This window comes from Streptomyces sp. NPDC059832, assembly GCF_042731715.1.
In the GTDB taxonomy this organism is placed as follows: domain Bacteria; phylum Actinomycetota; class Actinomycetes; order Streptomycetales; family Streptomycetaceae; genus Streptomyces.
Window position 1 is genome coordinate 78,014 of sequence record NZ_JBHWIY010000020.1, and the last position, 18,105, is coordinate 96,118.

Annotated in this window: 17 protein-coding genes; 7 read left to right on the forward strand and 10 right to left on the reverse strand. The window is 70.3% G+C overall.

From position 1 onward, the window contains the following. Positions 1 to 26 precede the first annotated feature (26 nt). A complete protein-coding gene (locus ACFV8T_RS29345) occupies positions 27 to 1,055 on the reverse strand; it encodes a bile acid:sodium symporter family protein (protein WP_385333295.1) in 1,029 nt (342 codons plus the stop codon). A 118-nt stretch (positions 1,056 to 1,173) separates the two neighbouring features. Here ACFV8T_RS29345 and ACFV8T_RS29350 point away from each other — a divergent pair, with 118 nt between their 5' ends. Both ACFV8T_RS29350 and ACFV8T_RS29355 read left to right on the forward strand, forming a co-directional pair. Beyond that, complete coding sequence (locus ACFV8T_RS29350) at positions 1,174 to 2,076, forward strand: LysR substrate-binding domain-containing protein (protein WP_385333298.1); 903 nt, start codon at positions 1,174 to 1,176, stop codon at positions 2,074 to 2,076. Between the two features lie 334 nt (positions 2,077 to 2,410). Next, on the forward strand, positions 2,411 to 4,210 hold the full coding sequence (locus ACFV8T_RS29355; RefSeq protein WP_385333458.1) for an AMP-dependent synthetase/ligase: 1,800 nt from the start codon (positions 2,411 to 2,413) through the stop codon (positions 4,208 to 4,210). 89 nt (positions 4,211 to 4,299) lie between these two features. Here ACFV8T_RS29355 and ACFV8T_RS29360 read toward each other — a convergent pair whose 3' ends face one another. From ACFV8T_RS29360 to ACFV8T_RS29370, 3 genes are all read right to left on the reverse strand, one after another. Then, positions 4,300 to 6,363 carry a PQQ-dependent sugar dehydrogenase gene (locus ACFV8T_RS29360; RefSeq protein ID WP_385333301.1) on the reverse strand — a complete coding sequence of 688 codons (2,064 nt, stop codon included), beginning with the start codon at positions 6,361 to 6,363 and terminating at the stop codon, positions 4,300 to 4,302. Positions 6,364 to 6,374: 11 nt separating this feature from the next. After that, a complete protein-coding gene (locus ACFV8T_RS29365; RefSeq protein WP_385333304.1) occupies positions 6,375 to 7,739 on the reverse strand; it encodes a glycosyl hydrolase family 8 in 1,365 nt (454 codons plus the stop codon). A gap of 207 nt (positions 7,740 to 7,946) precedes the next feature. Beyond that, positions 7,947 to 8,732, reverse strand: coding sequence for a Tat pathway signal sequence domain protein (locus tag ACFV8T_RS29370; protein WP_385333307.1), 786 nt, complete (start codon positions 8,730 to 8,732; stop codon positions 7,947 to 7,949). A 230-nt stretch (positions 8,733 to 8,962) separates the two neighbouring features. Between ACFV8T_RS29370 and ACFV8T_RS29375 the strand changes: the two genes are divergently transcribed. Beyond that, entirely contained in the window at positions 8,963 to 9,799 is an 837-nt protein-coding gene (locus ACFV8T_RS29375; protein ID WP_385333311.1) for an aldo/keto reductase, read from the forward strand. A 165-nt stretch (positions 9,800 to 9,964) separates the two neighbouring features. Next, positions 9,965 to 10,669 carry an RICIN domain-containing protein gene (locus tag ACFV8T_RS29380; protein WP_385333461.1) on the forward strand — a complete coding sequence of 235 codons (705 nt, stop codon included), beginning with the start codon at positions 9,965 to 9,967 and terminating at the stop codon, positions 10,667 to 10,669. Positions 10,670 to 10,807: 138 nt separating this feature from the next. Here the strand turns inward: ACFV8T_RS29380 and ACFV8T_RS29385 are convergent, their stop codons facing one another. Further along, a complete protein-coding gene (locus ACFV8T_RS29385; protein ID WP_385333313.1) occupies positions 10,808 to 11,386 on the reverse strand; it encodes a hypothetical protein in 579 nt (192 codons plus the stop codon). A gap of 642 nt (positions 11,387 to 12,028) precedes the next feature. Between ACFV8T_RS29385 and ACFV8T_RS29390 the strand changes: the two genes are divergently transcribed. Continuing rightward, a complete protein-coding gene (locus ACFV8T_RS29390) occupies positions 12,029 to 12,277 on the forward strand; it encodes a hypothetical protein (protein ID WP_385333316.1) in 249 nt (82 codons plus the stop codon). Here ACFV8T_RS29390 and ACFV8T_RS29395 read toward each other — a convergent pair. The 3 genes from ACFV8T_RS29395 to ACFV8T_RS29405 form a co-directional block, all read right to left on the reverse strand. Further along, the gene (locus tag ACFV8T_RS29395) at positions 12,270 to 12,440 is read right to left on the reverse strand and encodes a hypothetical protein (RefSeq protein WP_385333319.1); all 171 of its coding nucleotides are present in this window, start codon (positions 12,438 to 12,440) and stop codon (positions 12,270 to 12,272) included. The genes ACFV8T_RS29390 and ACFV8T_RS29395 overlap by 8 nt on opposite strands. A 190-nt stretch (positions 12,441 to 12,630) precedes the next feature. After that, positions 12,631 to 13,173, reverse strand: coding sequence for a hypothetical protein (locus ACFV8T_RS29400; protein WP_385333322.1), 543 nt, complete (start codon positions 13,171 to 13,173; stop codon positions 12,631 to 12,633). 121 nt (positions 13,174 to 13,294) lie between these two features. After that, complete coding sequence (locus tag ACFV8T_RS29405) at positions 13,295 to 14,251, reverse strand: class I SAM-dependent methyltransferase (protein ID WP_385333324.1); 957 nt, start codon at positions 14,249 to 14,251, stop codon at positions 13,295 to 13,297. A 169-nt stretch (positions 14,252 to 14,420) separates the two neighbouring features. Between ACFV8T_RS29405 and ACFV8T_RS29410 the strand changes: the two genes are divergently transcribed. Beyond that, positions 14,421 to 15,383 (forward strand): LysR family transcriptional regulator, encoded by a 963-nt coding sequence (locus ACFV8T_RS29410; RefSeq protein WP_266429319.1) that lies wholly within the window; start codon positions 14,421 to 14,423, stop codon positions 15,381 to 15,383. A 96-nt stretch (positions 15,384 to 15,479) separates the two neighbouring features. On the opposite strand, the gene ACFV8T_RS29415 is transcribed toward ACFV8T_RS29410, so the two are convergent. Beyond that, a complete protein-coding gene (locus ACFV8T_RS29415) occupies positions 15,480 to 15,785 on the reverse strand; it encodes a 4a-hydroxytetrahydrobiopterin dehydratase (RefSeq protein ID WP_385333327.1) in 306 nt (101 codons plus the stop codon). A 50-nt stretch (positions 15,786 to 15,835) separates the two neighbouring features. Between ACFV8T_RS29415 and ACFV8T_RS29420 the strand changes: the two genes are divergently transcribed. Then, positions 15,836 to 16,630, forward strand: a complete 795-nt coding sequence (locus ACFV8T_RS29420; RefSeq protein WP_385333330.1) for a helix-turn-helix domain-containing protein — start codon at positions 15,836 to 15,838, stop codon at positions 16,628 to 16,630. A 586-nt stretch (positions 16,631 to 17,216) separates the two neighbouring features. Here the strand turns inward: ACFV8T_RS29420 and secF are convergent. After that, positions 17,217 to 18,105: protein translocase subunit SecF (gene secF, locus ACFV8T_RS29425; protein WP_385333333.1), on the reverse strand; the 889-nt coding region annotated here is incomplete at its 5' end.

The following is an 18,105-nucleotide window of genomic DNA, read 5'->3' on the forward strand; positions in this document are numbered from 1 at the left end:
CGCCCCCCGCGCCGGCCGGTCCCGGCTCAGCCCACCGCGGCGGCCTCCCGCGACACCGCACCGCTCGCCGGACTCTCCTCCTGCGCGTCGCGCGAGCGGCGCTTGGCGATCACGGCGCACACCATCAGCTGCATCTGGTGGAAGAGCATCAGCGGCAGCACGGCGAGGGAAGCCTGCGCCCCGAACAACACGCTCGCCATGGGCAGCCCCGAGGCCAGGCTCTTCTTCGAACCGGCGAACTGGATGGTGATCCGGTCCTCGCGGTCGAAGCCGAGCCGCTTCGCCCCGTACCAGGTCAGCGCGAGCATCAGGGCGAGCAGCAGCACTTCGGCGCCGAGCAGCGCCCCGAGCCGGGCCGGGGTGAGCTGGTGCCAGATGCCCGCGACCATGCCCTCGCTGAAGGCCGTGTAGACGACGAGCAGGATCGAGCCGCGGTCGACATAGCCGAGGACCTTCTTGTGACGGGCGATGAAGCCGCCGATCCAGCGGCGCAGCAACTGCCCGGCGACGAACGGCAGCAGCAGCTGGACCGCGATCTTCAGCAGCGCGTCCGCGGAGAATCCGCCCCCGCTGTTGCCGAGCAGGCCGGCGGCGAGCAGCGGGGTGAGGAAGATCCCGGCGATCGAGGAGAAGGAGCCCGCGCAGATCGCCGCGGGCACGTTGCCGCGGGCGATCGAGGTGAAGGCGATCGACGACTGGATGGTCGACGGGATGAGGCAGAGGAAGAGGAAACCGCTGTAGAGCTGCGGCGTCAGGACGTATGGAACCAGCCCCCTGCCGACCAGCCCGAGCAGCGGGAACGCCACGAAGGTGCAGATCAGCACGGTGAGGTGGAGCCGCCAGTGCCTGAGCCCGTCCAGTGCCTCGGCCGTGGAGAGCCGCGCGCCGTAAAGGAAGAAGAGGAAGGCGACCGCTCCGGTGGAGGCACCGCCCGCCACATCGGCGGCGGTCCCCGACGCGGGCAGTATCGCCGCGAGCACGACGGTGCCGATCAGCGCCAGGATGTACGGGTCGAGCGGCAGCCAGGACGGCAGCTTCGGGGTACGGCGGCTCATGTGCTCCACATGTTCTCTTGGTTCTGGTCGTGCCTTCCCCATGCTGCTCCCGATCGGCGCGATCGGGAATCCCGTACACCGCTCTCACTGTCATCACGGCCCGCGATAGCCTGGCGCCATGTACGACCCCGCACAGCTGCGTACCTTTCTCGCCGTCGCCCAGACGCTGAGTTTCACCCGGGCCGCCCGCCGGCTGGGGGTGCGGCAGTCCACGGTGAGCCAGCACGTGCGGCGCCTGGAGGATGCGGCGGGGCGGCAGTTGTTCACCCGGGACACGCACCGGGTCGATCTCACCGTGGACGGCGAGGCCATGCTCGGCTTCGCCCGGACGATACTCGCGGCCCATGAGCGGGCCGCGGCCTTCTTCACCGGCACCCGGTTGCGCGGGCGGCTGCGGTTCGGGGTCTCCGAGGACTTCGTGCTGACCCGGCTGCCGGAGATCCTGGAGTCGTTCCGCCGCGACCACCCGGAGGTCGAGCTGGAGCTGACGGTGGAGCTCTCCGGGACGCTGCATCAGCGCCTCGCGGCCGGCCGGCTCGATCTGGTGCTCGCCAAGCGGCGCGCCGGTGACACGCACGGCGAGCTGGTCTGGCAGGACACGCTGGCCTGGATCGGCGCACCGCAGCTGCGGATCGACCCGGACCGTCCGGTGCCGCTGATCCTCTTTCCGCCACCGGGCATCACCCGGGCCCGCGCCCTGGAGGTCCTGGAGGAGCACGGCCGGTCCTGGCGGGTCGCCTGCACGAGCACCAGTCTGAGCGGGTTGATCGCGGCGGCCCACGCGGGGCTCGGCGTGATGGCCCACAGCCGGGGACTGATCCCGCCGGGCCTGGCGCCGGTGCCGGCCAGGGCGGGTCTGCCGGACCTGGGCGGTGTGGATTTCGTCCTGTCGCACGGCCGCCGTCGCGACGGGGCGCACGAGGCCGCGGACGCGCTGGCGACAGCGATCCTGGCGGGCGGCGACCGGCTGATCCGCGGCGTCGGCACGATCGGTTCGGTCAACGGCCGGGACAGCGCCTGACCGCCTGCGCGTACGGGAAGCACAAGGGGCGGCGATTACGCCTCCGGCCCGTCCGATCCGGGTGAATCCGGGTGGATCCCCTCGTATGCCCCCGGAACGGGAGTGGCAGCGGCGTACAGATTCGGTGGAGATTCCGGCGCCCGCCGGTTACCCCGCGTTCCCAGCCACGCCCGAGCCTTGCCCATCTGGCCGGATTTCGGTGGCTGACCAGTGCATATGCCACATTGTCCGCCGGTACGGGGCCCTCCCGCCGCGCCGCCCGGTGGGGTAGCGTCACGGCGCTGTGCGGAGCGCCACAAGGAGCAGGTCATTGCGCGAGTTCACTGTCCCACCCATGGCGGCCGCGCCCCTCGTGGGCGGCCTGGCCGACATCGTGTTCGACCATGCCGAGGAGGACCCGCACCGGGTCGCGCTCGGCCGCAAGGACGCGAGCGGAAACTGGCGGGATGTCACCGCTGCGGTCTTCCGTGACGAGGTGCTGGCGCTCGCCAAGGGGCTGATCGCCCATGGCGTCAGGTTCGGCGACCGGGTGGCCCTGATGTCGCGTACGCGCTACGAGTGGACGCTCTTCGACCTCGCGCTGTGGACGGTCGGCGCCCAGTCCGTACCCGTCTATCCGACGTCCTCGGCCGAGCAGGTGCTGTGGATGCTGCACGACGCCGAGGTGTCCGCCGTCATGGTCGAGCACGAGGACCATGCGATGACGATCGCCTCGGTGATCGACCGGCTGCCGGGACTCAAGCGGCTCTGGCAGCTGGACGCCGGCGCGGTGACCGAGCTGATCGACGCGGGGGCGGACATCGAGGACGAGGTGGTGCACCGCCACCGCCGCGCGGTGACGCCCGAGTCCGTGGCCACGGTCATCTACACCTCGGGGACCACGGGACGCCCCAAGGGCTGTGTGCTCACGCACGCCAATTTCATGTTCGAGACCGACACCATGGTCGCCCGCTGGAAGTCGGTCTTCCGCTCCAGGCCGGGCGACGAGGCGGCGACCCTGCTCTTCCTGCCGCTGGCCCATGTCTTCGGCCGGATGGTCGAGGTCGCCGCGATCCGCGGCCGGGTGAAGCTGGGCCACCAGCCGGAGCTGTCGGCCAAAGCGCTGATGCCGGACCTGGTGTCGTTCCGGCCGACCTTCATCCTGGCGGTTCCGTACATCTTCGAGAAGGTCTTCAACGCCGCCCGGCGCAGGGCCGAGGCGGAGGGCCGGATCGGGCCGTTCGACAAGGCCGTGGACATCGCGGTGAAGTACGCCGAGGCGCTGGAGGCGCGAGCGTTCGGGACCGGTCCGGGGCCGTCCGCCGGGCTGCGGATGCAGCACCAGTTCTTCGACAAGGTCGTGTACAGGAAGGTGCGCGAGGCGATGGGCGGCCGGATCCGGCACGCCATGTCGGGCGGTTCGGGGATGGAGCGCCGGCTCGGGCTGTTCTTCGAGGGCGCGGGCGTCACGGTGTACGAGGGGTACGGGCTGACGGAGTCGACCGCGGCGGCCACGGCCAACCCGCCGGAACGCACCAGGTACGGCACGGTCGGGCTGCCGATCCCGGGGACGACCGTGCACATCGCCGAGGACGGTGAGGTGTGGGTGCACGGCGGCAATGTGTTCGGCGGCTATCTCGGCGCCCCGCAGGCCACCGGGGCGGTGCTGCGCGAGGGCTGGCTGGCCACCGGGGACCTGGGCTCGCTCGACGAGGACGGATATCTGACGATCACCGGGCGGAAGAAGGAGATCCTGGTGACGTCGGGCGGCAAGAGCGTGGCGCCGGCGGGTCTGGAGGAGCGGGTGCGGGCGCATCCGCTGGTCGCGCAGTGCATCGTGGTCGGCAACGACCGGCCGTACATCGCGGCCCTGGTCACGGTCGACCAGGAGTCGGTGGACCACTGGCTCGCGATGCAGGGGCGGACGCCGCTGAAGCCGGAGGAGCTGGTGCGCGATCCGGACCTGGAGATGGAGGTCCGGCGGGCGGTGGTGGCCGCCAACACGGCGGTCTCGCAGGCGGAGTCGATCCGTACGTTCCGGATCCTGGCGCACCCCTTCAGCGAGGAGCACGGTCTGCTCACTCCGTCGCTGAAGCTGAAGCGCAGGGCGATCGAGACGGCGTACGCGGTCGAGGTCGACGCGCTGTACCGCTGAGGCACCCGGGTGCCCCGGCGGTACAGCACATGTGACCTGTCGAGGGCGTTTTTTAGAAGTCCCGTCTGTCTCGCGGGGTCTGACACGCCCTAGGTGATCGAGACCCGGAACAGCTTGTCCGAGCCGTCGGGTTCGTTCCCCTTGTTGTCGCAGTTGGTGGTGGAGAGCCAGAGCTGGTCCTGGCCGGGCACCTTGGTGACGGTGCGCAGCCTGCCGTACGTACCGACGTAGTACGCGCTCGGTGTGCCGAGCTCCTCGGTGTCACCGGTGATCGGCACCCGCCACAGCCGTTCGCCCTTCAGGGCGGCCATGTAGATGACGTTGCGGACGATGGCGATCCCGCTGGGCGAGGCCTCGGAGATGTTCCAGGTCTTCTTGGGATTGGTCATGCCGGAGGTGGTGCAGGTGCCCTCGCAGACGGGCCAGCCGTAGTTCTTGCCCGGCTTGATGAGGTTGAGCTCGTCCTTCTTGCTGTCGCCGAACTCCGCCTCCCACAGCCGGCCGTTGCGGTCGAAGGCGAGACCCTGCGGGTTGCGGTGCCCGTAGCTGTAGACGTAGTTGCCGAACGGGTTGCCGGGGGCGGCCTTGCCGTCCGTCGTCATCCGCAGGATCTTGCCGTTCAGCGAGTTCTTGTCCTGGGCGAGGTCGGGGGTCTGCGCCTCGCCGGTCGACACGTACAGGTAGCCGTCGGGGCCGAACAGCAGCCGTCCGCCGTTGTGGTACCTGCTCTTCTTGATCCCCTGGAGCAGGACCGTGTAGCCGCTGAGCGAGCTGCCGTCGTAGGTCATGCGTGCGACGCGGTTGCCCTCGGACGCGGTGTGCATGAAGTACACGTAGTGGTTGGAGGACCACTTCGGGTCGACGGCGACGCCGAGCAGACCGCCCTCGCCGTCGGTCGTGACGGCGTTGGGCACGGTCCCGACCTGGGTCCTGGTGCCGTCGGGGGTGGCCTTGAGGACCTTGAAGCTGTCCCGTTCGGTCACCAGCGCGCTCTTGCCGTCGGGCATCCAGTAGGTGCCCCAGGGGATGGACCAGCCGCCGGAGACGGTGGCGATGCCGGACGGCACACCGCCGTCGGTGGCGCAGTCCGGAGTGGTGAAGGTGACCGTGTTGCTCGGCGGCGAGGCGTTGCCCGCCGCGTCCTCGGCGACCACGTCCAGGGTGTACGGGCTGGCGCAGGCGAGCCCGGTGAGCGTGGTCGTGGTGGCCGGTGGCGTGCCGGTCACGGTCTTGTAGACGGTGCTGCCGCTGCGTACCTCGTAGGCGGTGACGGCCTTGTCGTCCGTCGACGCCCCCCAGCTCAGGGCAACGCTGTTGGCGGTGAGGCCCGAGGTGGACAGGGTGCCGGGTGCGGAGGGTGCGGTGGTGTCGGAACTGCGCTGGGTGGTGCAGTCCACGATCGGGCTGACCGACGACACGTTGCCGGCCGCGTCACGCGCGAACACGGAGAGGTTGTACGTGGTGCCGGGGGTGAGGCCGGTCAGGTTCTTCGTGGTGGCGGTGCCCGGTGCCTCGCCGAACTTGTTGCCGTGTTCGTAGATGTCGTACGCGGCGACACCCACGTTGTCCGTGGCGGCGCCCCAGTTGAGCGCGAGGCTGTTCTCGGTGATCTCCGAACAGCTGGGCGCCGTGGGTGCGGTGGGCGCCTCGGTGTCCGACGAGGTGACCGTGACGTCGAGGTAGTCGAGGTTGGGCAGTCCGTTGGCCGTCGTGGACGTCAGCCGGATCTTGTTGCTGCCTGCCTTGACCGGGGTGGTCAGGGTGGACGTGGCCCAGGTGTTCCAGTCGGTGGTGGCGTTGAAGGCGCGGGCGGCCGAGACGACCGTGCCGCCCACGGCGACATCGGCGGGCCGGGCGTCCGCCGTGCCGTTGGAGTAGCGGATGGCGATCTTCCCGGTGCCGGCGGAGGCCGCGGTGACGGTGAACTCCACATAGCTGCCGACGACATTGTCGCCGTTGACGAATCCGGTGCCCGAGTAGCCGGAGTGGTTGGACTCGGCGGCGCCCCCGACGATCGTCGCGGACTCCGCCTCGTACCGGGTGGCGGCCGCGGAGGCCGACTGCGGGAGGGCCTGCACCAGCGCGGTACAGAGCAGCACGGCCGTGAGCGCGGCCAATCTTCCTCGTGACGTGGTGAGCGTTCCGGTCTTCATCTGAACCTCCGTCAGGGAACCCAGTAGTTACCGGATGCGACGATCATCGACTGGAGCTGGACGCTCCCGCCGTAGTAGAGATCCGGGTCGATCGACGTGGTGGCGAGCTTGTTCCAGAGCGCGTCGAGCCAGGCCTGGGAGCCGGCGTCGGTCAGCGCGGTCACGGCGAACGGGGCGGTGAACGCCATGTCGTTGCCGCTGTCGAACACCGAACCGTTCAGGTGGTAGCCGCTGGCGATCTTGTCCGGGTCGCCGCCCGTCTTGGTCTTGATCCAGGAGTTGAGCTTGCGGGCCGAGGCGAGCGAGGCACTGTCCCCGCTGGTGACGGCGTCGGCGCCGATGCGCCACGGGTCGCGGCAGGCGTTCCAGGAGTAGTCGCCGTCGTTGGCGCTTTCGAGCACCTCGCCCGGGGCGGGCTTGGCCGTGGTGTTGGTATTGACGACGAAGTCCGCCAACAGCCCCGTGCCGGAGGCGTACTTGGACTGCTGCGAGGTGATCAGGTTCTGGTGTGCCGTGCGCACGGTGTCCCAGGTGCTGTCACCGGTGGCGGTCCTGAACGCGCGGAAGTGGTCGATCATCCAGTCCGAGGAGCGGGTCATCCAGTAGTGGGACTCGCCCGAGTCCGACCAGTCGCCGAACAGCATCAGGTGCGTGGTCGGGTTGACCTCGCTCTTCTTGATGGCGTTGATGTGCTTGACCGCGAGGTCCTTGTAGTTGTACGTGCCGGTGGAGCCCCACTGCTTGTCGGCGAGGAGCAGCCCGTAGGCGACGTCCAGGTCCCCGTCGGTCGCCGAGTCGGAGCCGTCGACGCTCTTGCAGGAGGCGTCCTGTTCGGCGGCGAGGAGGTTGGCGTTGTTCACCGAGGGGTGCGCGAGCATGTACTTGACCATGCCGTCGAAGACGGTCTTCGCGTCCGGGTCGGCCCCCGCCATCGTCGCGGTGACGACCATTCCGTAGCCCTGGGCCTCGGCGACGTAGGGGTGGTCGGCGTCCGGCGAGATCACCTGGTACCAGCCGTTGCCGCAGTTCTTCTTGACGAACGCGGACTTCCAGGCGTTGTACGTCTTGATCACGGCCTGGTCGAGTACCGACTGCGAGCCGGACGGCTTCAGCATCCCTGCGGCGTAGGGGCGGGTGTGGCTGCCGAAGGGCACCGCGGGACCGCCGGCGGCGGGAATCGCGGTGTCGAGGTAGTCGAGGTTGGGGCCGCCGCCGGCCGTGGTCGCGGTAGCCCGGACGGTGTTGGTTCCGGTGGCGAGCCGCGGCGCGTTCGTGGCGGCGTAGGCCTTCGGGAGGTGGCCCAGCAGGGGCAGGAGCAGACAACTGAGGCCGGCCACGACGGCCACCAGGCGGCGTGGGGGTGCGGCAGGGTGCACGGATGATCCCTTCCGGTTCGGTGTTAGGAAAGGTTCCTAACCGACACTGCATAGGATTCCCTGCGGAGCTTTCTGTCAATGCCCCGCGTGGGCCCAAATCTCGTGCGGGGCAGGCGGGTTGGGCGAGGCGTGGGCAGCCTTCCGGGGCGACGGGCGCATGTCTGCCCCGCCGCCCCGGCCGTGCGAGGGCGTACCGCCTCCGGCTCCTCAGACCAGCTGGTACCCCCGCATCCGGGTGAGGAGGAGATGGGTGTCCTGCAGCGATCCCGAGGTGTCGCCGAGCGACCGGTAGATGCCCCACTTGGGCCGGACCCGGTCGGCGAGAAGGGTGTCGACGCCGGACTTCGACCTGTCGATGACGGTGGCGGCCCCGTCCTTCAGGATCCAGCGGACCGAGCCCGACGCACCGTCACCGATCGTGATCCGGAAGTCGACGTCGATCCACTTGTTCTGCAGCGGCACGAGGTCGGTGCGGCCGACGAGGATGTCGGCGATGGCCAGCTTGAGCTCGATGGTCTGTACACCGTTCACCCGGCGCAGGGACTGCACGACGATCGGCGAGGTGCCGGTGCCCGGCTGCTTCATCTGCATGATGTGCGTGAAGCTGGTGGTCGCCTTCAGCGAGGCGGGGATGTACATGCGGTACGTGACCCGCCAGGTCTCTCCGGGCAGCCACTTGAGGTACGCACTGCCGCTGGTGCGCAGCCCGGTCACCTCTTGACGCTGACGGTCCGTCGAGGTGTCCCGGTCGACGGTGTGCATGGTGAACCGGAAGTTGTCGCCCTCGGTGCGAATGTGCGGCTGCCCCGCCGGATGGGAATCGGCCCGGTCATCCTCGATGGTCTCGAAGGCGCCGAGTCCGGCGTCGCTCGCCGAGGGCGACCAGCGTAATTTCCAGCTCGCCGCGTGCGCGGTGGCGGGAGGGCCGGCGGTGGCGGCGACGGCGCCGCCGATCGCCGCACCGAGCAGCGCCCGCCTGGAAGGGTTCGTCACATCGACCTCGCTCGGAGTCGTTCGTTCGTCATCTCGGGGTCATTCGTTCACAAGAGTGTCCGTTGTTCAGTGACGTGCTCCAGGGTTGCGTGCCGGCGGAACCCGGTCAATGGCCCGGACGGAAGAGGCCGGGCGAGGGGCCGCGGAACGCGGGGCGGCAGGGGAATGCACGGGGACCGTTGATCGTTGCCCATGGGAGTACCAACCGACGACGTAAGGATCGACCGCTCGTGAGCCAGGCCCCCTCCATCACCCTCAACAATGGCGTCGAGATGCCGCAGCTCGGTTTCGGTGTCTGGCAGGTGCCGGACGACGAGGCCGCGAAGGCGGTCGCCACAGCCATCGAGTCCGGGTACCGGAGCATCGACACCGCCGCGATCTACGAGAACGAGCAGGGCACCGGCCGGGCAATCGCGGCCTCCGGTGTCGCCCGCGAGGAACTGTTCGTCACCACGAAGCTGTGGAACTCCGAGCAGGGCTACGACGCGACCCTGCGCGCCTTCGACGCCTCGCTCGACAAGCTGGGGCTCGACTACGTCGACCTGTATCTGATCCACTGGCCGGTCCCGGCCAAGGACGCGTACATCGACACGTACAAGGCCTTCGAGAAGATCCGGTCCGACGGCCGCGCCAAGGCCATCGGTGTCTCGAACTTCCTCCCCGAGCACCTGGAGCGTCTGCTCGGCGAGACCTCCGTGGTCCCGGCGATCAACCAGATCGAGCTCCACCCCCAGCTCCAGCAGGCCGAGTCGCGCGCCTTCCACGCCAAGCACGGCATCGCCACGGAGGCGTGGTCGCCGCTGGGTCAGGGCAAGGGTCTCCTGGAGGTCCCGACGGTTGTCGCTATTGCCCGGAAGCATGGCCGCACGGCGGCCCAGGTGGTGCTCCGCTGGCACATCCAGACCGGCAACGTGGTGATCCCGAAGTCCGTGACGCCGTCCCGCATCGTGGAGAACCTCGATGTGTTCGGCTTCGAGCTGGACGCCGACGACCTGGCCGCGTTCGCCGCGCTGGACGAGGGCAAGCGTCTCGGCCCGAACCCCGGGGAGTTCAACCTCGGCGCCTGAGCCCTGCTCTCGCGCCGATGACGCACACGGACCGCCGCCCGGCTGCCGAGCCGGGCGGCGGTCCGCTCCGCAGGAAGGAACCGGAACAGCAGCGGGCACACCGCGCCCGTCGTCGCGGCTGATCGTTACCGGCTGCGCAATATGTGCAGCCGCCCGCTGCTGGAGATGTACGGCTCCGCCAAGGGCGGTCGCGCCCCGGGCCGGCAGCGGCGGGCCGACAACCACGGCGCCCAGGAATGGCCGATCGAGCGACACCCGGAAGCGCCGGGGGTGACGCCGGTCGGCTTCGCCGGCGGGCTCATCCTGGAAGTCGCCGACGGCAGCACGGCGGACGGTGCCCGTGTCCAGCAATGGGAGGACACCGACTCCCCGGCCAGTGGTGGCAGTTGGAGCCGGTGCGGGACACCCCGGGGCATGGGCCGGATACAGACCGGCATGGGGATGCGTCGGATGCGTGCGGATGCACGCGGACCAGAATGCAAGTGGCCCTTCGACGCCGTGCCGCACGGGCCGTCACTCACTTGGGCCAAGACGGCCCGCCGGCCTCCTGGCGGCCGGGACATGGGCGGCGTCTGCCACGCCGTCGCCACGTTCTGCCGCCCGGTCGCCGGGCCCCGCCGAGGGCAGCGTGCCGGGAACGAATCCGGAAGCCGAACCCCGGAACCGGAGTCCGGAACCGGAGCCCGAACCGAACCTTGGAACCGGAGCCGGAGCCCGAACCGAACCTTGGAACCGGAGCCGGAGCCCGAACCGAACCTTGGAACCGGAGTCCGGAACCGGAGTCCGAACCGGAGCCCGGAACCAGGGCCCAGTAGCCGCGTGCGGCGCGGCTGTTCCGGTCGGCTGGCAGCGCCTCACCGTCCGGCTTAATATGGGCTGGCAGGTGTTTGAACCTGTCAGTCGTCGTTCAGGTGCGGGTATCCGACCGGATCACTCCGGTCGGATACCCTGACTGGAGCCCCGGCCCGATTACGGCGGGCCGGGGTTCACGTCAACCGAGGAACTCGGTCACCAGTCGCGGCCACCGTTGTCACGGTCGTCGTCGAAGTGGCGCTCGATCACTCGGAAGCTGCCCACCACTCCGTTCTCGACCCAGACGCCGCCCTTGACGTGGCCCGGGAACACCCCGTCGCTGGAGCTGTGCGGACCGACGGTGGCGATGGGGGCGCCGTTGTCGCAGGTGGCCCCACGGAAGACCTCGACGGCCCGACGGCTGTCGTTGCGGACGTTGAGACTCTTGGAGCCGAGGCCGCTGACCACGGTCACGCAGCCACCCATCTCGTCGGAGTACGTCCGCTCGTTGATGTGGATGCGACCCCTGTAGTGCTCACGGCCGCCCTCGTTGTGGCCACGGCCGCCCTCTTCGCGGCCGCCGCCCTCGTTGCGGCCACCGCCCTCGTTGCCCTTGCCCTCGTTGCCCTTGCCGACGTCGCCGCCGTCGAGAGCCGAAGCGGGAGCAGACTGCTGGACGGCCTGGGTTGCCTGAACCGGCTCGGAGGTGGCAGCCGAGGCGTAGGTGATGCCAGTGGCGGCCAGGGCTGCAGCGGCCGCGACGGCGGCCGTAACGATGGTGGAACGGGTAACCATGACGCTTCTCCTGTCTCAGAAAGGTCGGCTGATCAGTCGACCCGTGAATGAACGTACGCATGAACCTCATACGTGTCATATCGGACACGTCGAAGGTCGGCACCCACACCCCGGTCGAGTTATATGAAATACGCCATATGCTATTTTCACATGATTAGATGAGATACCAATTGCCTTTATTCATGGGCGAATTGATCTGCAATTAGACTGCATGGGGGACTTTCTGATACCTACTCACCCTGGCGGCAGCGTGTCTTTTCTTGACACGGCCCGAGCAGCGGCCGGAGCCCGTGAATACCGGTCATCCGCAGCCCATTCCACGGCGCCGCCGCACGGCGGCGCGTGTTGGCCGACTCACGCCGGATGAGCGGGAAAGCGCTGGTCAGCGGCGGTCAGTCGTCCAGCTGGCGGCTGAGGCCTGGGGTCGTTCGTTCGGATCGGGCCGGATCAGGGAGCGGGGTCCGGTGTCGTGCGTCGCGAGGCGGAGGAGAGAGGCGACGCGGCGTGTCGGCGACTGACGACGACGCGGTAAGGCGCGACACCGGGCACGCGAGCCCTGCAGGTCCGAGCGAGGGGCCCCAGGTGTGCCCGCCGGGGCGCGGCGGCAGCCGTTCGTACCGCGGCGGGGTTCGGGACGGCCCGATGGCGTTGGCCACCAGGCGCATGGGGGCGTCGTGGCCCGCGTCGGCCGGTGTGACCAGCGGGGACAGGCCCTGGGCGTTCGGCGAGACCGAAGGCGCCCGCGAGATCGTCGACCGGGCCGCGGGGCACCCCGAGCGGGGTGAGCAGCAGCGAGGACAGCGGATCGACCTCGGCGTGCCGGCTGTCACCGGTCGCATCGCGGTGGCGCAGCGCCGCCATGCCGCCCACGGCCGCGTGGCGGTCAGGTGAGCACGTCGACGAGCGCCAGACCCGTCTTGACGGGCCGTCCCGGTGCGGACCCGGTAAGGCGTCCCGGTGCGGGCCCGGTAGCGCTCATCAGCCCTCCGACCGCTTGCAGCAGCAGGTCGGAGCCTGGCAGCGCGGCGCCTTCGTCGGCTCCGAACCCGGCCACCGAGCAGTAGACGATGCCGGGGTGAGCGCCTGGGCGTGCGCGCAGGAGAGTCCGTACTCGTCCATCGCGCCGGAGCGGAAGCCACGACACCCGACAGGAAGCCGGGAACGGGGGTGTGCACCGGGTCACCGTCCCGAATCCGCTTCTGGGACGGGGAAGTTGACAGGGCTTGCTTGAGTGACCGGCCCGGTCAGTGCCGTATCCGAGACGCGAAGGGGGCCAGCTCGTACCCACCCCGTGCCTCGGCAGCCGCTGCGGCACCGGCGGCCTCGCGCAGCGCCCGGGGCACCGCATCCAGCCCGTGCGCACCGCTGAGCCCGGCGCACGGTCTCGGCCGCAGCCGGTACGCCGCACCATCGGCGGGCGCACAGGCCAGGCCCGGTCCGTCGCCCGGCAGCAGCGGTACCTCTGCACCCGTCGCGGACGGCGCCGACCCGGGGCAGCTCCGCCCGGCGAGATCGCTGCCCGAGGCGCCCAGTACCCGCAGCGGGCTGCCACCGCGCAGGACGAGCACACAACGACCAGCCGCTTCATGCAGGCACGCCGCCCCGGCGGTGGTGCCGGGCAGCCTCAGGCCAGTGGTCAGGAGCAGCTCGCCGCCGAGCCAGGGGGTGCGATCGGCCAGTTCGATGCTGCGCGCCCACACCACCTCGCGGTCCAGCGCAGCGCGGCCCGCGGGCACGGTCAGCCCGAGCTCCCGACGCCGGGTCAGCCGGTCCAGGGGCACACCCACCGGTGCCTTCCCGCTCCCGGCTCCCGTGCTCCGGCCCGCCGTGTCCCGGGGACCCAGCAGGTCAGCGCGTGGACCGGATACGGGCAGGGCTCCCGTCGGCTCTCCGGCCCCGTCAGCCCTGTCAGCCCCGTCGGCCCAGGTGCACGGTACGCGCCGAAAGCAGGAACACATCGGACCGCCGGCGCAGCCCGGCCGGGTCGTCGGGGTCGAGCAGCCGGTCGAGTACGGCGATGTCCTCGGCCGTGAGCTCCTCCTCGAACATCTGGCGCCGACGGGCGAACTCGGTGACGACATGGTCCCGGGCCCGGTCGGAGAGCGGTGCCGGAAGGTCGAGCAGGAAGCTGCGGGTGCCCTGCGGGGCCAGTCCCACCGCGGTGAAGAGGGCACTCCAGTCCTCGGTCTCCCGCTTGGTGCCGGGCAGCGCCGTCCGCATCTCCTCGAACCGGTCCGCGTTGATCGCTTCGAGCCTGGCCTCCAGACCGGGCCGCCCGATGCCGATGTCGCGCGGAAGCCGGCGGGGCTGCAGTCCGCCCTCGACCAGGGCGACAGTCCCGCCGGGGCGCAGCAGTGCGGCGAATCCGGCCAGGACGGCGCGCTGGTCGCCCATGTGGTGCAGGGCGTTGCCCGCCCAGATCAGGTCCGCCTCCCCCAGCCCGGCGAGGCCCTCGGGGATGTCGGCCCGGTGCGTGCGGACCCGGTCGCCGAGACCGAGGCGTTCGGCGTGGTTACGGGTGCGTTCCAGGAGTGCCGGGGTGCCGTCGACGGCGACGACCTCCGCGTCGGGGAACATCTCGGCGAGCAGGCAGGTGATCACACCCGGTCCGCTGCCGATGTCGAGCACTCGGCGCACCTTCGGGGCCGCGGGCAGCCCGGCGATCCAGCGGGCCGCCTCCTCGTACTGCGGACGACTGACCTCGGCCTCCTGCTCCAGCATCGGCCCCAACACGTCCCAGTCGATGTCGCCGGCGTCCTGATGGTGACCATGAGTGGTGTCGTGGTGGCCGCCGTGGGCCGGGTCCGGGTGGTGGGGGGCGTGAGCGGTGCTCTGGTGGTGACCGTGTCCGGTGTGAGTGCTCATGAGAGCAAGCCTCACCACGGATCGACCTCACGGCAAGTTCTGTTGCCGATTCAGCAAGTCTCTCTCCGGCCGACGCCGCCCGCCCGGCACTCGCCCGACTCCAGGACACATCTCACCCAATGGACACCTGCATATTGCCGGTACGCCGCCGGGCCCATAACTTGCGTTTATGGAGCTGGAGTTGCGCCATCTGCGAACCGTACGTGCCATCGCCGACACCGGGAGCCTGACCAAGGCGGCCGCGACTCTCGGTCTCGCCCAGCCCGCGTTGAGCGCGCAGCTGCGAAGGATCGAGAAGGCGCTCGGCGGCCCGCTCTTCGACCGCGACCACACCGGCGCCCGGCCCACGCTCCTCGGTGAGCTGGTGCTCGAACGGGCCCGGGTGGTGCTGCCCGCCGTGAGCGAGCTCCAGGAGGAGGCGGTGCGGTTCGCCAACGCCTGGGGGACGATGGAGCGCTTCCGGCTGGGCGGCACGCACGGCCCGCTGCTGGGTGGCCTCGTGGACCGCCTGGTCACCGCGTATCCGACCGCGCCCGTGTCGACGTACACCTCCTGGTCGGTATCCGAGATCGCCGCCCAACTGGTGGACGGACGCCTCGACTTCGCTCTCATCGGGGCCTGCGGGGAGAGCCCGCCACCCGCCAACGACCGGCTGACGTGGCAGGTGATCGGCGTCGATCCGGTCTTCGTGATGCTGCCGGACTCCCACCCGCTCGCCGGTGAACAGGAGCTCGACCTCGCCGCGCTGGCGGACGAGTGCTGGGCAAACGTGCCGGGCGACGGCTGTTTCGCCGACTGTTTCGTCGGCGCCTGCGCGCGGGCCGGGTTCAGCCCGGTCTCGGTGTATGAGACGGACACGGCTTCCGTCGTCCATCTGGTGCAGGTGGGGCGGGCGGTCGGACTGTGCCGGGCGACGTTTCCGCCGACCCCGGGGCTGGTGACGCGGCCGATCGCCGGCTCGCCGCTGAGCTGGCGGCATCTGCTGGGCTGGCATCCGCGTTCGGCGGCGGCCGACGCGGCGGTGGGCGCGGTGAGCGGTCACACGCGGACGGCGTACGCGGAGGCGGTGAAGCGCAGCGAGAGCTACACGCGCTGGCTCGCCGCGCATCCACGGTTCGGCGCCGCGATGTGACACGCCTGCGATGTGGCACGTCCGCGATGTGGCACGTCGCCGCGTGTGCGCCGTCCTGAGCGACGCGGCCATGTGCCATGGCGCGCGCTGCCGCGGCTATCGCACGCCGTGCCCGGGGGCGATAGCCGCCACCCGCGCGGCCAGGTTCAGATCGTGCTCGGTGACCGCGCCGCCCGCGTCGTGCGTGTTCACGGACAGGGACACGGTGTTGTAGCCGAGGGTCAGATCGGAGTGGTGGTTCAGTTCGTCCTGGATCGCGGCGACATGCGCGGTCAGCCCGAGGGCGGCGAAGTGGGTGTGGAGCCGGTAGGTGCAGGTGATCCGGTCACCCTCCAGCGACCAGCCGGGCAGTCCGCCCAGACGGTCCTCGATCTCATTCCGTGACAGCGGTGCGGCGGGCATACGGCGACTCCCTCATCGGCGATCGGTGCCGGTGACGTTACGGTCTGGGTATGACAACTGTCGCGCTTGACACGGGGGTAGGGCCGCTCCTGCGCAGCTGGCGGGAGCAGCGCCGGATCAGCCAGTTGGAGCTGGCGCTCCGTGCCGATTCCTCGGCCCGGCACATCTCCTTCATCGAGACGGGCCGCTCGCGCCCCAGCGAGGAGATGGTCCTGCGGCTGGCCGAGCATCTAGAGGTCCCGGTCAGAGAACGCAACGCCCTCCTGGTGGTGGCCGGTTACGCGCCCCGCTACGCACAGACCGCGCTCGACGACCCGGCACTGGACGCGCTGCGCGAGGGGATGGAGCGGCTGCTCCAGGCGTACGACCCGTATCCGGCGCTGGTCGTCGACGGTACGTACAACGTGGTGGCGGCCAATCGGGGTATGGCGACGCTGATGGAGGGAGTGGCCGAACATCTGCTCGTACCGCCGTTGAACGCCATGCGGCTCACCCTGCACCCGGAGGGCCTCGCCCCGCGCATCCGCAATCTGCGGGAGTGGCGGGCCGATCTGCTGGACCAGATGGAACGCCAGATCGCCCTGGCCCGTTCGGCGGAGCTGCGTGAGCTGTACGAGGAGGTCGCGGGCTACCCCGTACCGGAAGACACCGGCCCCGGGCCCTTTGCGTCGCTGCCCTTCGCGCTGCCCCTGCTGATCGAGCACGACGGGCGGGTGCTCTCCTTCGTCTGCTCCATCGCGACGTTCAATACGCCGATGGATGTGACGGTGGCCGAGCTGGCGATCGAGACGCTGCTGCCCGCCGACCGGGCCACCGCCGACCATCTGCGGTCCCTCGTTCCCTGACGGCCTTCCGGACAGGTAGGCGGTCGGCGGTGCGGGCCCGTCGTACCGTGCGGCGGTGACCGGGGCGGACATCGTGCCTCCATCGGCCGGGTCAGGACTTCGCTGTCGCGTGTCCGAGCGGCTCGGATGTCGATGAGGGGGCGGACCCGGCCGTCGGCGACGGCGGGCAGGAGTTCCCGGCCGGCGGCGGCGATGGCCTCGCCGAGTTCGGCGGCCCTGGTGAAGCCGAAGGAGACTCCGCGCAGGTGCCGGTAGGAGAGGGCGTCGAGGTCGATGGTGGAGGCGGCGGTGTCCAGGCGGCCGATGTCGACCGGCGACCCGTCGACCTCGGTTGCGGGCAGGCAGGAGGCGAGCGTCTGTCCGCCGACGTGGTCGAGAACGATCTCCGCGCCCTCGTGCAGCCGTGGGACATGCCTCGGGGTGTACGTCGCCGAACCCGGCACCCCCGACCACGGCGCCATGGTCCTGCTCAATATGACCGCCCCCCGAGCCGGCGCTCGAAGCGGACTCCGAGCGCCGGAACTGATCCGGAGCAGGCCCTTCCCCGGCCCCAAGGGCTGTCCGGCGGATCAGGGTCGGGCAGGCCCTAGACGCGTGCTCCGTTGTCGAGCGGATCCCGGCGTGCCGCCTTCGTACCGGACCGGCGTCCCGGCGACCGCTTGCGGGCGGGCGGCGGGGCCTTGCTGCTCCGCTCCAGGACGAGGGCGGCCGGCACCGCGGTCAGCACCGAGGAGTACGTGCCGACGCAGATGCCGATCAGCAGGGCGAGGGCGAAGTCCGCGAGGGAGTCCCCGCCCAGCACGGCGAGCGCGACGAGGATGAAGAGCGCGCCCATTCCGGTGTTCACCGTGCGCGGGACGGTCTGGAGAACGGCCCGGTCGGCGATGGTGGCCAGAGGTACGCGCCGGGCCTTCGCCCAGAGTTCCCGTACCCGGTCGAAGACCACCACCGAGTCGTTGACGGAGTATCCGATGACGGTGAGGAGTGCGGCCAGGAAGATGCCGTCGACGGTGCGGCCGAGCCAGGCGAAGGCGCCGACCAGGATGATCACGTCGTGGACCAGCGCCCCGACCGAGGCCACGGCGAACGTCCAGCGGAACCGGACCGCCAGATAGGCCAGTTGCACGAGCACGGCGATGCCCAGCGCGATCAGGGCATTGCGCCGCAGTTCGTCGCCGAGGCTGGGGCCGATCAGCTCGTCGCGGACCTTGGTGGTCGTGCCGCCCTCCGCCGCGAGGGCGGCGCGCAGGGCGTGTTCGCCGTCGTTGTCGAGTTCGCCGGTCCGTACGGAGATGTCGCCCGCACCGGCCGTGGTGACCTCGGCGTCGCCGAAGCCCGCGCCGGCCAGGGCGGTGCGGGCCCGCTCCACGTCGACCGGCCGGGTCTTCGGGGACTCGACAAACCCGACGCCAGTGAACTCTACGCCCAAATTGGCACCCCATCCTACAACCCCGCAGACGGTCCCAGCCCCCCAT